10 protein-coding genes are annotated in these 14,908 nt (G+C 39.1%); 8 read left to right on the top strand and 2 right to left on the bottom strand.

Annotated features, from left to right (window positions below; all coding sequences use genetic code 11):
* Positions 1-3: 3 nt before the first annotated feature.
* Together rhaM and CWB85_RS01685 are read right to left on the bottom strand one after the other, a co-directional pair.
* Positions 4-318, bottom strand: coding sequence for an L-rhamnose mutarotase (gene rhaM / locus CWB85_RS01690; protein WP_138553916.1), 315 nt, complete (start codon positions 316-318; stop codon positions 4-6).
* Between the two features lie 13 nt (positions 319-331).
* Entirely contained in the window at positions 332-1,249 is a 918-nt protein-coding gene (locus CWB85_RS01685; protein ID WP_138553915.1) for a DUF4861 family protein, read from the bottom strand.
* Positions 1,250-1,514: 265 nt separating this feature from the next.
* On the opposite strand from CWB85_RS01685, the gene CWB85_RS01680 reads away from it, so the two are divergent.
* The 8 genes from CWB85_RS01680 to CWB85_RS01645 all read left to right on the top strand — a co-directional run bounded on the left by CWB85_RS01680 (position 1,515) and on the right by CWB85_RS01645 (position 14,726).
* Positions 1,515-2,981 carry a sulfatase gene (locus CWB85_RS01680; RefSeq protein WP_249314758.1) on the top strand — a complete coding sequence of 489 codons (1,467 nt, stop codon included), beginning with the start codon at positions 1,515-1,517 and terminating at the stop codon, positions 2,979-2,981.
* Between the two features lie 164 nt (positions 2,982-3,145).
* Positions 3,146-4,555 carry a sugar porter family MFS transporter gene (locus tag CWB85_RS01675; protein WP_283235126.1) on the top strand — a complete coding sequence of 470 codons (1,410 nt, stop codon included), beginning with the start codon at positions 3,146-3,148 and terminating at the stop codon, positions 4,553-4,555.
* Between the two features lie 102 nt (positions 4,556-4,657).
* Positions 4,658-6,133 (top strand): sulfatase, encoded by a 1,476-nt coding sequence (locus CWB85_RS01670; protein WP_138553913.1) that lies wholly within the window; start codon positions 4,658-4,660, stop codon positions 6,131-6,133.
* Between the two features lie 155 nt (positions 6,134-6,288).
* Positions 6,289-7,680 carry a BNR repeat-containing protein gene (locus tag CWB85_RS01665; RefSeq protein ID WP_138553912.1) on the top strand — a complete coding sequence of 464 codons (1,392 nt, stop codon included), beginning with the start codon at positions 6,289-6,291 and terminating at the stop codon, positions 7,678-7,680.
* 653 nt (positions 7,681-8,333) lie between these two features.
* Entirely contained in the window at positions 8,334-8,921 is a 588-nt protein-coding gene (locus tag CWB85_RS01660; RefSeq protein ID WP_016710577.1) for a sigma-70 family RNA polymerase sigma factor, read from the top strand.
* Positions 8,918-10,609, top strand: coding sequence for a LamG-like jellyroll fold domain-containing protein (locus CWB85_RS01655; protein WP_138553911.1), 1,692 nt, complete (start codon positions 8,918-8,920; stop codon positions 10,607-10,609). The genes CWB85_RS01660 and CWB85_RS01655 overlap by 4 nt, the downstream gene beginning before the upstream one ends.
* Before the next feature lie 183 nt (positions 10,610-10,792).
* Positions 10,793-13,180: an alpha-L-rhamnosidase-related protein gene (locus tag CWB85_RS01650; RefSeq protein ID WP_138553910.1), complete on the top strand. Its 2,388-nt coding sequence runs from the start codon at positions 10,793-10,795 to the stop codon at positions 13,178-13,180.
* Positions 13,181-13,760: 580 nt separating this feature from the next.
* A complete protein-coding gene (locus CWB85_RS01645) occupies positions 13,761-14,726 on the top strand; it encodes a heparin lyase I family protein (RefSeq protein ID WP_138553909.1) in 966 nt (321 codons plus the stop codon).
* Positions 14,727-14,908: the final 182 nt, after the last annotated feature.

The raw sequence follows: 14,908 nt of genomic DNA, 5'->3' as shown, positions 1-14,908 counted from the left end.
ATTTTAATCTAAGTGGAATACTTGTTCGATAGATGTAACAATTGGCGAATTGTCGGCGTTTGTTTCCATAATGTCAGACATAAATGCCCACCACTTTTTAACAATCGGTGTAAGTGGTAGGTCGTCCATTTTGTGATCATTAGTTCTTTTCAAAACAGCAAATAGTGTGTTTGATGATGGCTCATGAAATATTGAGTAATCAGATACACCTGCGTTTTTTAGCTCTATAACTAGTTCAGGCCAGATCTCGTCATGACGCTTTTTATATTCAGCTTCATTGCCTGCTAGTAAAGTCATGGTGAATGCAATTTTTTCCATGTTAATACCTATATTATTTTTTAAATGTATCTAAATAGTTTTGCCATTGAGCACGTGTTGTAATCTCGCCTGCTGCTTCCCATGCAAAACCAGCATGGTACTCAAGTGAGCCATCTTTATCTGATTTTGTGAATATCCATATGTGACTCTCGTCTTTTGCTTGTTTAGCTATATGTTGAATATCTTGTACTTTAGAAGGATCTATAATCGCGCCGGTACCGAGAGCTTTGCCGTCAAACATTTCCCAAGCAGAAATTCGCCCTGTTTGCTTATTATGCGCCACTAAGGCTTTCTCATCATGAGTTGTAACGCCGATAGCAATTGGGAGTGAGGCCGGTTTACCATTGAGTTTGAACGTGGAGTTGACTTTATAAAGGTTAGAGCCCATTGAGAGAGAAATCGTTTTTGATTCGTTAACTAACCCTAGTGGTGTTTGCCATTCATATTGAAGAGTGAATACAACTTTTTCTGGGCCATTTTGCTGAATTTCAAAACTTTTATAGTTATGGGCTGTATAATCCTTACCATCAACCCAAACTGCAGAACCACCAACACCACGACTAATACCGACATGGTATGGGTCATAACCCTCACCTGAGTCTCTGTGGTATGAAGCGGTGCCTTTAAATGCTTGGTCGTACCATTTATCTATGATCGAGTAATCAACCTTTTTTAGCCAAGCATCCACGCCACTCGCGTGTCCTTTTATAGGGGCTGCTGGTCCATACACTCGAAAAGCAACTTTATCATTCTCCCATGCAAAGTCGTCCTGTCGTTTAGGGACATATACAGCATATGCCTTTACTTCTTTCGCGTAGGTATTTTGCTCTTGAACTACGGTTGAGGTTGCATCTGCACAGCCGGTTAACACAGCATAGCTGGTGGCTATAACGAGCAATGAAGATGTTTTTAAATTAAGCGATTTTTTCATCGTAATACCTATTTATCGTGTGTTTATAATGAGTTAACTGTGCACTTTTTAATTATTCAATGCGCCATAGTTATATTAATTATCCTGCACTTTATATTTCAAATTAGCGAACATAGGAGCGACTTGGCTGAGAGTTAATATATTTTGTTGCATCTACGTGATTGATATTGCATCATTGTGACTAATATTGCAATTTAATGTGTTAATCTTGACTGTATAAAGTTGATCTCAATTGCAGCAACTAGAGCAGGGTGGGGGATAAATTTTGAATAGACGAAAGTTTCTCATTGGTAGTGCTGGTTTTGCTGCAGCAACCATGACTGCATACGAGCTTGACTGGTTAACTCAATTAAAGAAAGAATACCCGAATGTGTTAATGCTAATTATTGATGATTTAAATGATTGGATTGGGCCACTAGCTGGGCACCCAAACACAAAAACGCCTAATATTGATCGACTCGCCAACATGGGAACGGTGTTTACCAATGCGCATGCTCCCGCTCCTTTATGTGGTCCATCACGTGCGAGTATTATGACGGGGCTTGCGCCCTCCTCTACGGGTATATATGGGCACATTCACGATAAAGATATTAAAAATGCAAACGATAAAGCCAGCCAATCTATTTTTTTAAGCGAGTACTTTAGAAAGCATGGTTACTACACTGCAGCTGTTGGTAAAGTTTTTCATGAACGAGTAGCGCCAGATAGCTTTGATACCTATGGCGGTCGTACAGCGGGGTTTGGCCCGTATCCACAAAGCAGAATGAAATGGCATGATCCACGCACAAATACTGACTGGGGGGCATTTCCCGATACAGATCAGCAGATGCCAGATTATGAATCAGCGCAATGGCTTGCGAAGCAGCTTGCGATGGATTATGACAAGCCATTTTTTATGGTAGGTGGGTTTTTACGCCCGCATGTGCCTTGGCATGTACCTCAGAAGTGGTTTGATATGCATCCTGTCGAAGAGCTTGAATTACCGGCATACTTTAAAAATGATTTAGATGATGTGCCAGAGATTGCCACGCAAGTATCGGAATTACCTATGATGCCTACCACTGAATGGGCTATTGAAAGTGGTGAGTGGAAAAATATGGTTCAAGCATATTTAGCAAGTATTTCATTTGTTGACTCTTGTATCGGAACTGTACTTGATGCGCTTGAAAAAAGTGAATATGCGGATAACACGGCTATTGTTCTATGGGGAGATCATGGTTACCAATTAGGAGAAAAAGGTAAGTTCGCTAAAATGGCTTTGTGGGAAAGAGCAACTCGCACACCATTAATAATCAAACCACCCAAGTCATCTGGTGGACAAGTAAGTAACCGTCCTGTCAGTTTACTTGATTTATACCCTACGCTTATCAAAATGTGTGGGTTACCCGAAAACCCGTTAAATCAAGGGCAAGATTTATCACCATTGCTAAATAACCCTGATGCGCAATGGGAGCATGCTGCAGTCACAACGTATGGCCCAAATAATCATGCAGTGAAAACAGAGCGTTATCGCTATATACGCTACGAAGACGGTAGTGAAGAGTTATACGACCATGAAAATGATAAGAATGAATGGCATAACGTCGCGGAGGCAGACGAGTATAAAAATGTGAAAGCGCGTTTATCTGCCTTTCTGCCTAAAGAAAATGCCAGTTGGTCTGCTGCTTCATACTATACAGGTAACCCGTATTTTTCAGATTTAACCGAAAGATCATTAACAAAGAGTAAGTAATAAAGCCGTGAAGAACAAAATAGCTTGTTGGTAAAAACTAAATATTCAACGATTTTAGAGAAACACTAGGATTTTGAACAAATAGAAAGGGATTTAGCTCTATTTAAATAAAGTTTGATATGCAGATATCGAATTAAAATTCTATAAAGATAACAACACACACAATTTGGATAATTATGAACAATAAAGAAAATGTATTATTAATTGTCATGGTTTGCTTTGTCGCAACAATTGGCGGTTTTTTATTTGGTTTTGATAGTGGTGTTATAAATGGCACTGTAGATGGCTTGCAAGCTGCATTTGGTTCAAGCAGTGCGGGCACAGGATTCAACGTATCAAGTATGTTGATTGGCTGCGCAATTGGTGCTTTTAGTGCCGGCCGATTAGCTGATAAATTTGGTCGCCGCCGAATCTTACTTGTTGCAGCTGTGTTTTTTATTATTAGTGCCTGGGGATCTGGGGTTGCAGATTCATCTTTAGAATTTGTGATCTATCGTATCTTAGGTGGTTTAGCTGTAGGTGCTGCATCAGTGATGACGCCAGCTTACATTAGCGAAATTGCTCCAGCACGATACAGAGGTACGCTGTCTACTTTACAACAAGTTGCAATCCTTTTTGGTCTGTTTAGTGCTTTTGTTAGTAATTACTTTTTGGCAAACAGCGCTGGCGGTTCAACAGCGGTATTTTGGCTTGATTTAGAAACATGGCGTTGGATGTTTTGGGTTGAGCTAGTACCTGCAAGTTTATTTTTTATCGCTTTATTTTTTATCCCAGAAAGCCCACGTTATTTAATTATGGCGGGGAAAAAACAGGCTGCAATAAATGTACTGTCTCGCTTATATGGTTCTGAGTCAGCGCAATCAAAACATGACGAGATAGCAGCTTCACTTGCTGTTGATAAACACCAGCCAAAACTTTCTGATTTAATTGATAAATCTAAAAACAGATTACGCCCAATTGTTTGGGTGGGTATTGGTCTTGCTACATTCCAGCAATTAGTCGGTATCAATGTGGTTTTTTATTATGGAGCAGTGCTTTGGCAAGCGGCAGGTTTTACAGAGTCTGATGCATTACTCATTAATATAATCAGCGGCATGGTCAGTATTTTAGCGGTATTTATTACTATGTACTTTATTGACAAAGTAGGTCGAAAGCCATTTCTACTGATTGGCTCTGTCGGCATGACAGTTACGCTCTCGATTATGGTTTACGCTTTTTTAAACGCAGAAACTGGCGCATCGGGAAACTTAGAGTTGGGTGATCAAGGTATTGTTGCTTTGATAGCTGCAAACGCATACGTGTTTTTCTTTAACTTATCGTGGGGCCCTGTTATGTGGGTCATGTTAGGTGAAATGTTTCCTAACCAAATCCGCGGCTCAGGCCTTGCGGTCGCAGGTTTTGCACAGTGGATCGCCAACTTCTTAATTACTTGGTCATTCCCAATTATGCTTACTGGTATTGGTTTAGCAGGGGCTTATGGTTTTTACGCAATTTGCGCGCTAATTTCGGTGGTATTTGTATTTAAGTTCTTAAATGAAACGAAAGGCAAAGAACTCGAAGAGATGGGTGGGTAATTCTATATATTTCAGATAACAGTGTGGGGCTAATGAAACCCAAGTCCCACCTTTTGACCCACAATGACATTTATAGTCAGATAATTATAAGCTAGGAAAAATATGAAATTACATACTATATTCATTTCTTTATGCGTTATGTTATTGAGTGCCTGTGGTGGAAAAACCAATACTTCTGCTGTTGAGTCACCGCAAACGTCTACGTTGAAAAAGCCAAACATTTTAATGATTGTAGTTGATGACTTAGGTTGGTCTGACGTAGGTTACAATCAAACTACTGACTTATTTGAAACCCCCAATATTGATGAGCTATCAAAGCAAAGCTTACGTTTTGATCAAGCTTATGCGGGAGCAGCAAATTGTGCACCTAGTCGTGCGGTTTTAATGTCTGGCCAATATGGTCCACGCCATGGTGTTTATACGGTCTCTCCATCGACGAGAGGAAATGAGAAGACGCGTAAATTAATTCCAATTAAGAATAAGCGTGGGCTAAACCTAGAAGTAATTACATTGGCTGAATCGTTAAAAGCAGCGGGTTATGCGACGGGTCACTTTGGAAAATGGCATTTGGGAGCAGATCCGGATAAACAAGGCTTTGACACGAATGTTGCTGGTAGCCACCAAGGGATGACCTTTCATTATTTTAGTCCTTATAAATTACCTAATATTGAAGATGGACCAAAAGGAGAGTACCTAACAGATCGCTTGACTACAGAAGTAATTGATTGGGTAAAATCTAAAAAGAATGAGCCATTTTTTGCATACCTACCCTATTATACTGTACATACCCCATTTCAAGCGGTCGCTGATACTGTAAAAAAATATCAGGATAAAGGTATCAAAGATATAAAACAGGCAACTTATGCGGCGATGGTAGAGTCGATGGATACTAATGTTGGCCGTATATTGTCGATGCTTGAGGCTGAAAACTTAGCTGATGATACCCTCGTTATTTTCACCTCTGATAATGGTGGTTACCGCATGTCATCATTTCCTTCACCATTAAGAGCAGGTAAGGGCTCTTATTATGATGGGGGATTACGTGTTCCTTTATTGGTTCGTTGGCCTGATGTGATAACTCCCAATATTGAGCAGACACCAGTTATTAATGCCGATTTTTATCCAACACTTTTGAGCTTTGCTAATGCTGAGCAACCAGACCAAGAGTTGGATGGAATGGATCTGAGCTCACTACTACTAGGAAACGAAACAATTACATCTCGTGATTTGTTTTGGCATTTTCCTATTTATCTTCAAGCACATCATGCTTTAACTGACCAAGGACAAGATCCCTTATTTAGAACTCGCCCCGGCAGTGCTATTAGAAGCGGTAATTGGAAACTAATTCAATATTATGAAAATAATGAATTTGAATTGTACGATCTTGCTACTGACCAAGGTGAAACGGTGAATTTAGTTAACAGTGCGCCTGAAAAGTTTAAAGAGCTTAAAACAAAGCTACTAAATTGGCAGCAACAAATTGGTGCTGATATACCTACGCAATTAAACCCCAAGTACGATGCTCAGTTTAATGAGCAATTAATTGCTGAGAAGTTATTGCAAATTAAAGAGCAGTAAACCGACAAAATATTAATTTACAATATGTGGTAACACACTAAAAATCGATGATGCTTATCTCATTGTGATATAGGATTTTGTTACCACATTTATATCTTGTAGCTTAAATAGATAACGATATTTAACAGATCTATTTAAATTTGAGAGAATTTATTATGCACTTAAGGCGTACTAATCATAAAGCTAAGTATATATTTCTTTGTAGCTTAGCCTTTTTATCTATTCTAGTGAGTTTTGCATCGCAATCACGTCAACATGAGCAAACAGTTACTTCAATAGCGATTGACCGTGTGTGGTCTGGGCATCGCATTAAACCTTATTTGTTAACTAGAGGGCAGCAACAGTTTGTTGCTTACTATGATGCAAATCGGCAAATGACGATTGCACACCGCCACTTAACTGGAAAATGGCGTTATTATAAAGTTGATAGTTGGCTTGGTTGGGATAGCCATAACTATGTCACGATGGAGTTAGATTCTGACGGGCATTTGCATGTAATGGGTAATATGCATGCTGACCCTATTGAATATTTTCGTACTAGCGAGCCTTTGAATGTTCGTTCACTGAAACGTATCGATGTTATGGCTGATGAGGCATTAGAGCAAAGAATGACCTATCCAATATTCTTGCTAAATAAGAATAATGAGCTAATTGCCAAGTATCGGGATGGTGGCAGTGGTAACGGAAATGAAATCTATAATATCTATGACACTAAATCAAAAACTTGGTCGCGTTTGCATGCAAATAAATTTCTAGATGGTGAAGGGAAGATGAGTGGCTATTTTGAAGGGCCAACGCTAGGCCCTGACGGAATGTTTCACCTGATTTGGGTATGGAGAAATACCCCTAATGCAGCGACTAACCATAGCCTATCTTATGCAAAGAGTCCTGATCTCGTTAATTGGCAGGATTCAAATGGGCAAAAGTTAGCGTTACCCATCACTTTAAAAATGACAGAAGTTGTTGATCCTGTCCCTCCGTTTGGAGGCATGATCAATGGGAATGTTAAGTTAGGGTTTGATCAGCAGAAAAAGCCAATAATTGTTTATCATAAATATGATGATAACGGTGATACACAAATCTATATTGCTCGTAAAGGCAGCTCAGATGACTGGGAAAGCAAAAAGATTAGTAGTTGGAAGGGCTTTAGATGGGACTTTGGCGGGCACGGTTCACTAGGCCGTTTTATGGTTAAACCTTATGCACTGCAAGTGATAGATGAACAGACATTAGGTGTTACGGTTAGACGTGAAGATGATGTTATGCGCTTTATAGTAGATGCTAATAGCTTAGAGACAGTTAAAGTTGAAAAAGCAGATATCTTTCCTCCGATGATTGAAAAGCAAACTTTAGCTGCTAATAAGCATCTTGCAAAAGATAAAACTATAAAGCTAGAGCACCATGTTTTTGAAGGACAGGGTGATTCAAGCTCAAATGGCAAAAAATATTACCTATCATGGCAAAGCCAGCCAGGCAACAGAGATAAAGCTCATAGTGTGATTACTGAACCGAGTGTTTTACTTTTAAATGAAATAGCTCAGCCTTAGCTACACCGCTACTTAATAGCCTGAAAAGCCGCTAGTAAGTTACTTATTAGCGGCTTTTGAATTATAGGAGGATACATTACCTTTTAGAGCTTCATATAAAAATAAAACATAAAGTAAAAGCTAAATGTCACAGCTTGAGATTGGAAAAGTATTGGGCTAACGATATAACTTGAATATAAATTCATTTCGACAGCAAGGTACATCTAGTCTTCGCCTATTTCAGATACGTCACGTCGCCAGCCCAAATATGATTTGGTGCTACCACATTGTGGTTCTGATTAAGCAAGTTATCAGTTATTGTATCCGAGCGCTAACGGTTGGTTGCCACTTCATAAGTCATTCGTCGTTTAACATTTAAATTGAGCCTCGTCATTAACTTTATAGTTTTATAAAACGTTATTTTGAAGCCCTTTTCGTAAGTTCTTATATAACTAGCGATAGCGATCAGTTGCAATTTGTCTTTTCTAAAGTAGATGAAACAGTTTGACCAAATTAAGTGTTAAGTATAGGTTAGTGAAAAGGTATAACTGTACTTCCCTCTCTAAGGTACGTCATGATTTGCTACCTTGCAAACGTGAGATAACCGGAAAGACAGACCTATAGTGTTGTATAATTATTAAGTCTCTTGTTATTGATGAAAATCGGATTGTATTTTGTTATTTAATAAAATAGTGAAACTTGAACCTTCTGCTAGCAAAGCGTTATGCTCTACTGACGCCAGCCGAGCACAACAGTTTAACGAGTTATTTGAAGCCGATAAAAATCGACTTTATCGCTATATATATGCTTCAGTTTGGAATACTAGTGCTGCTGATGATATTTTTCAAGAAACCAGCTTAACCTTATGGAATGAATTCTCTAAATTTGAACTCGGAAGTGACTTTTCAAAATGGGCAACTTGCATTGCCTTTAATCGTATTAGAGCCTACAAACGCAAACAAAATAAATATCAGTTGGGATTAGAAGATGACTTATTACAAGAATTTAGTAATAACCTTTCTGTGCTAGAAGAGAATACGGTACCTCAAGAAACAAGATGGCGTTATTTAGAACATTGTCACAGTTTACTCTCTCCACCAATGCAGGAGATATATCAATATTTTTATAATCATAACTTAATGGCGCAAGAGATTGCAGATCAATCTGGCCGATCTATCTATGCTATTCGCAAGGCTATCCACAAATTAAGAAAAAAATTATTCGATTGTGTTGAGCAAAAAATTAGCGGAGATGAGAAATGAAGAGAAGTGAAAAGTTTGCCGCTATCCGAGAAATAGCTGACGAAATAGGTACTAAAACAGCTACGCCCGAACAACAAAAAAAATTGTCACAATTACTTAAAGGCAATCTTGAAGCACAACAATTTTTTTATGATTACATGAGTATGCACGCCCAATTACTCTCTGGCGCTGATAGTAATTTAGAATTTTCTTACAAACGCAAAGCTGAAACCGCCATCACAGAAGAGTTTGTGATTAGACGAAAAGACAACGCAGATATCATTAACGACATAAATATAGATGCAAGTAAGTTACAGCAAAAAACAGTTTCACCATTAAATACCTTGGCAGATCTAAGTAATGCACAACCACAAAAAACTCCTCATAAGCTGTTAAAATTCTGGATAATACTCACCGCACTAACCTTTTTACTATTCTTAGTTTGGCAATCATTTAATCAAAACACTTTGCCAGTTATTGCAGAAATTGAACAAGGAAAAATTTCCATTATTGGTCAGGGGAGAATCGAAAACTCGCAGCTATTTTCGGGCGAATACCAAGTTGAACAAGACGCCGGTTTAATACTAGCCAGTGGTGACAAGTTGCGCTTAACCGCTCATACCCATATTAAGTTTTTTAATCACAATGAAATACTCCTAACTCAAGGAAAATTGATCATTGAGCCAGTATCAAATAACAATATTATTCTTCATGGCCCCAATTTTACCTTACACTCAAATGGTGGTTCGCTTACTATCGACTTAACTCAAGCGCATCTCAATCCCATCATCCAAAGTAGCGATAACACCTTATTAATTCCTAGCCGTTGGCAACCTAAACATTTTTGGAGTTTTGATAGCCAAAGTGATCGCGCGATTGATTCAGCGGGCGGAGCAACAGGCATTCCCTCGACAGGAACCTTGCGAACAAAGGGACTAGTAGGACAAGGGGCATTTATTTTTGATAATAGCGCCAATGCAAGAATAGATGTTGGCTCAGGTGGAGGTACAGCACCAGCGACAGGATCTTTTTCGGTTACAGATGGCGTTACCATTGAAGCGCTGATTCGCCCTGAGTATTCAGGCAAGTTTAAAGAAATAGATGTTATCTTTCGAAAAGATAAGGGCGATAATGAACTTCGCATGCTGCTCAGCTTTCAGCATGATCAAGGTAAAAACTACCTGCGACCGGAAGGTCAATTTAACGAAAGTTTAAGTTTTGGTCTTTACATTGTTGGCCAAGGCTATCATGAATTAAAGCTACCACTGGATGGACTCAAAGGGCGCCCGACATTAGCGCAACTAAAACAAGGTCATTTTCATCATGTTGTGGCCAGTTACAATGTAAGCACAGGTTTAAAAGCCATCTATATAAATGGTGAACGACTTGCAAGTTACCAATATCCACCAGGGTCAAAAATTCTAAGTGGTGGTCCAGGACAGGCTTCTATCGGTAATAATCCAGCAGAGTCTCGTTGGGCGGTGGAGGCTTTTTCAGGCATTATTGATGAAGTTGCATTTTACGATTTTGCTTTACCTTCAATGTCAATAAATCAGCACTTCAAAAATGCCCTAAAAGGGCATAACTACTTTAGTTTACTGCAAAGTGCTGACCCACTCCCTAAAACAACCCAATTACCCTTACCTATGCGATCTACACTTGAACTTGATAGATTAACGGGATTACCACTACAACTTACATCACAATAAAACAATAGCGTTAAAATCACTTCTGCCAAGGCTTTACTCAAAATCTTGGCTAGATTTTATTAAAAATTAAAAATTAAAAAAAGGGTATCAATCCCTCATATTGGTGACTAAGTCTTATATACAGTAAAGCATTTATACATCACAGCTAACCATTGCTATGTAAAATGATAATTAGGACACCAAATGACTAAACGAAAAACATTCTTCTGGTTCATAGCCAGCTTATTAACTTTATTTTCTTTCCAATCAGCCGCCGTTAAATGGGATGCAGAATGGATTTGGACCAAACAAAAAATTGGCAATCCAAACGATTGGGTGATGCTACGTAAAGAAGTCGACATCACTGATTTTGATAAGATAACGCCTAATGAAGCAATAACCGCTTATATCAGCGCCGATACCAAATATTGGTTATGGATCAATGGTGAAATGGTGGTGTTTGAAGGCAGTTATACTGGCGGTCCTTCGCCGGTAAAACCCTCCCCTAGGGTTGACAGTTTTCCCATTGCTTCTAATAAATATTACGACCAAGTAGATATCAAAAAATATTTGAAAAAAGGCAAAAATACCATTGCCGCTTTAGCATGGTATTACGGTGCAAATGGCGACAAAGGCACCCATATTTCTGCGAGAATTGGTGGTTTTATATTTCAGGCTAAAGTGGATGAAAAGCTCATTATTTCTGATACCTCATGGAAAGCTAAAAAACATGAAGCTTACCAACCTGTAGCGAAAGAAAAACATCGCCGTGTTGCTGCATGGAGTGTTAATTATGATGCCCGCAATGATATGGGTGATTGGGGTAACGACGCATGGTATTTACCAGGTTATGATGACTCTAACTGGGAGCTGGCTAGCAGTGCTAAAAAACCACCGCGTGCACCGTTTTTCGAATTATTTCCGAGTGAAATACCACCGTTAAATAACTTTGGTTTAGCCAATTGCACTAATTTCCCAGAGTCCAAATTCCCGTTTGTCAGTGACGGTAAAAAAATCAAATGTAAGTTAGATTTTAATAAAAATTTTACCCCTTATTTTGATATTGAAGCACCTGCGGGCTTAAGCATTCACATTAAGTCTAATATGCGATTAAACACTATTGAAACCTTTTACACGACCAAACAAGGTCGCCAACAGTTTGAATCTTATTCTTGGTTAAATGGTCGCATAATAGAATACACCATTCCCAAAGGCGTAACCGTGCACGGTTTAAAGTACCGTTGGACAGGTGTTGGCAAGCCTGTTGGTCATTTTGAAAGTGACGATGCATGGTATTCACGTATATGGCAAATGTCAGAAAACACCCTGTATATTTGTGCCCGAGATAATTTTATGGACACCCCCGACCGTGAACGCGGTTTATGGATTGGCGATGTCGCCGACCAAGCTAGTTATCTATTTTATAGCATGGATAAACCCGGCCGAGATCTATTGAAAAAAGCGATTAAAGTCACTATGGCCTTTAGTGATTCAGAATCGGGCGTATTTGCAGGCTTAGGCCCGGGACGTTTTCGTGAACTACCGGCACAAAGCTTACAGTTTATTGAACAAGGCGTTTGGCATTATTATTACAATACTGGTGATTTAGAAACCCTCGCCTACGCTTACCCCTATGTGCATAAATATTTATCCATCTGGGAAAAACAAGAGAATGGTTTAATCGTTTTTAGGGATGGCGCTTGGAAATGGACTGATTGGGGCCCGCAAGACACTATTGATTACGATGTAATCCAAAACGCCCTGTATTACAGCGCTTTAGTATCTGCTCGTAAAATGGCAAAAGTCTTAAACGATAATACTCATATGGCGTTTTACGATCAACGAATTACAGAGCTTAAACAAGCCTTCCAACAGCACTTTTGGCAAGATGGTTTCTATAGTAGTAAACCGAACAAACTCAAAGATGATCGCGCTAACGCCGTCGCCATTATATTTAGCTTAGCCGAACCAGCTCAGTACCAACAAATTGTCGATAACGTATTGATCCCTAATCAATATGCCAGTCCGCATTTTGAATGGATGATTTATAACGCCATGGCTATTGCCGGCCGTTATGACGATGCGCTAGCACGAATGAAACAACGTTATGGCAAACAAGTGGATAACAAAGAGCGCTCAACCTTAACCGAATATATGACAGGTGGCGGCACCGAAAACCACGCATGGAATGCGCCAGCAACCGTATTAAGTCAATATATTGCCGGTATCGCACCAACGTCTGTTGCATGGGAAACTTACGAAATCATGCCAAATATGGCGCACATGAAACACATCAAACAATTAGTGCCGAGCGTGCAAGGTGATATTGAATTTGAAATAAGCCGTGATAATAACAGTATCAATATGACGCTAACGTCACCTAAAGGCAGTACAGCAACTGTCGGTATTCCAAAGGCCTACTTCAAGGTCAACACGCTAAGTATCAATGACAAGCAGGTATTCAAAGCAGGTTTGTTATGGTCAACCGACAATACAGATCAATATCCAGGTATTCGTTATATGGGAGAAGACGATAAATACTTGAAGTTTGAACTGGCTCCAGGCGATTGGACCATTCAAGCAGGTCAATAGCCATCGTTTGAGCAAACACATGTATATCGGAGTCATAATCTGATTTTTAGGAATGTGACTTCGATATACAAAGCATTGAAGAGTAAGCTAGGAGTACAATATGTTTAATGATAATAACGTGATAAATAAATCAACTTTAATCACAATATTCAAGCATCGTTTCACAAACACCAATACGATTAAACAAATTAGACTGCTAGCCCAAACTTAAAATGCGCCTTTGTGCACATTACAAACAAATTTTAAGAATCCCGAGAAACATAACTACCCTGAAACTTGGTTTCTGGATAATGGCAAAATATTAGTAACCGAGGTTTATCCGCAGATCAGAATGTCAGCAGAGAGCAGCGCCTATAAAAGAAAAAGTAGCTGCTCAAACAACGATTGCTCAAATGCAAGCTGCTTTTTAAAAATCGTGATACAGAGTTTAGAACTCACGCGTGATGGCATTGGATGAGTGGTGAAGTATCCGACTTAATTGGTGCGGTAATACTTAAAGAATGGATTGCTGTCGCTCTTGATTAAGCTGACAAGCTATTTTAAATAAATTGAATAATAATTAACGTTGGACAATAACAATATGAAAAAAATAGCCTTATATGCTGTAAGCATAACAATATTGGCTACTGGCTGTGCTAATGATATTCAACTGGCTAAAACGGCAACGGTTGTTAGCGAGGAGAGCACAACATCAGTAAGCCAAAAAATGCCGCCTGTAGTATTAGACGGAAAGCTCATTTACGAATCCTTCGAAAATGGCGGCTGGAATGCTCCTGGCGCTCGCGGCTTTACGCCGGGTTTGATCGAATCCTTACCAAAAAACTTTATGTTTAATCAACACCAAGGTGAACATTCCTTTGTCTTAGAGAGAAAAATAGTACGCGGAGGAAAATATGCCGCTAAATTGGTTTGGCATCATGAGAATCCTGCGGCCTACAATGGCAAAGAAGACAAAATAGATAATGTTGACCGCAAAGCAATGTTCCATGGTTATAAAACCAAAAAAGTGATGGGGGCTCATGCTTGGTATGGTTTTAGTTTCTATTTCCCCGGTGAAGGTACTAAAAACGAAGATAATCACTGGCTGTTTTTTCAAATCCACGGTAGTGCAGATAAACGCTTAAAAGAGCACTCGCGAAATCCGCCTTTCTATATTTCACTCGATAAAAATGGTCTATATGGTGGTTATAAATGGGATCCTGATGAAAAGAGTACTACTAGAAAGGGGAAAGGCACCAAAAATTATCGAATTCCAGGCGCTAAAAGCCAATATCTTGACCGATGGGTCGATTTTGTTGTTCATACCAAAGTAGATTATTCAGATGCTAAAACCGGTGTAGTCGAACTATGGGTTGATGGCAAGAAAGTGCTCAATGAGCAAAACGTTCAGTTTGGCTATAACGATGATAAAGGCATTTACCCATCGTGGGGTATGTACTTTAACGGTGATTTAAGTGTCATGAATCACGATCACTTTTTATACCTTGACGAAATTCGTATGACGGATGAAGAGAATGCAAACTATAAGGATGTTGCACCTCGTTAGAATTAAACACAATGATGTACTTCATATCATTAGATCTTACTTTGGGTATGCTTGGCTTGGTTCATAATAAAGAAATAAGGTAAATTATATAATCCCACTTCCGCCAAGGTTTTTGCTCAAAACCTTGGCGAGACTTTATTTATTTTTACTAAAAATTTAAAAAAAGGGTATCAATTTCTCAT

This window comes from Pseudoalteromonas sp. S1727, from assembly GCF_005886375.1.
Classification (GTDB): domain Bacteria; phylum Pseudomonadota; class Gammaproteobacteria; order Enterobacterales; family Alteromonadaceae; genus Pseudoalteromonas; species Pseudoalteromonas haloplanktis.
The sequence above is the reverse complement of the archived record's forward strand: the minus strand, read 5'-3'. Positions and strand labels throughout refer to the sequence as shown.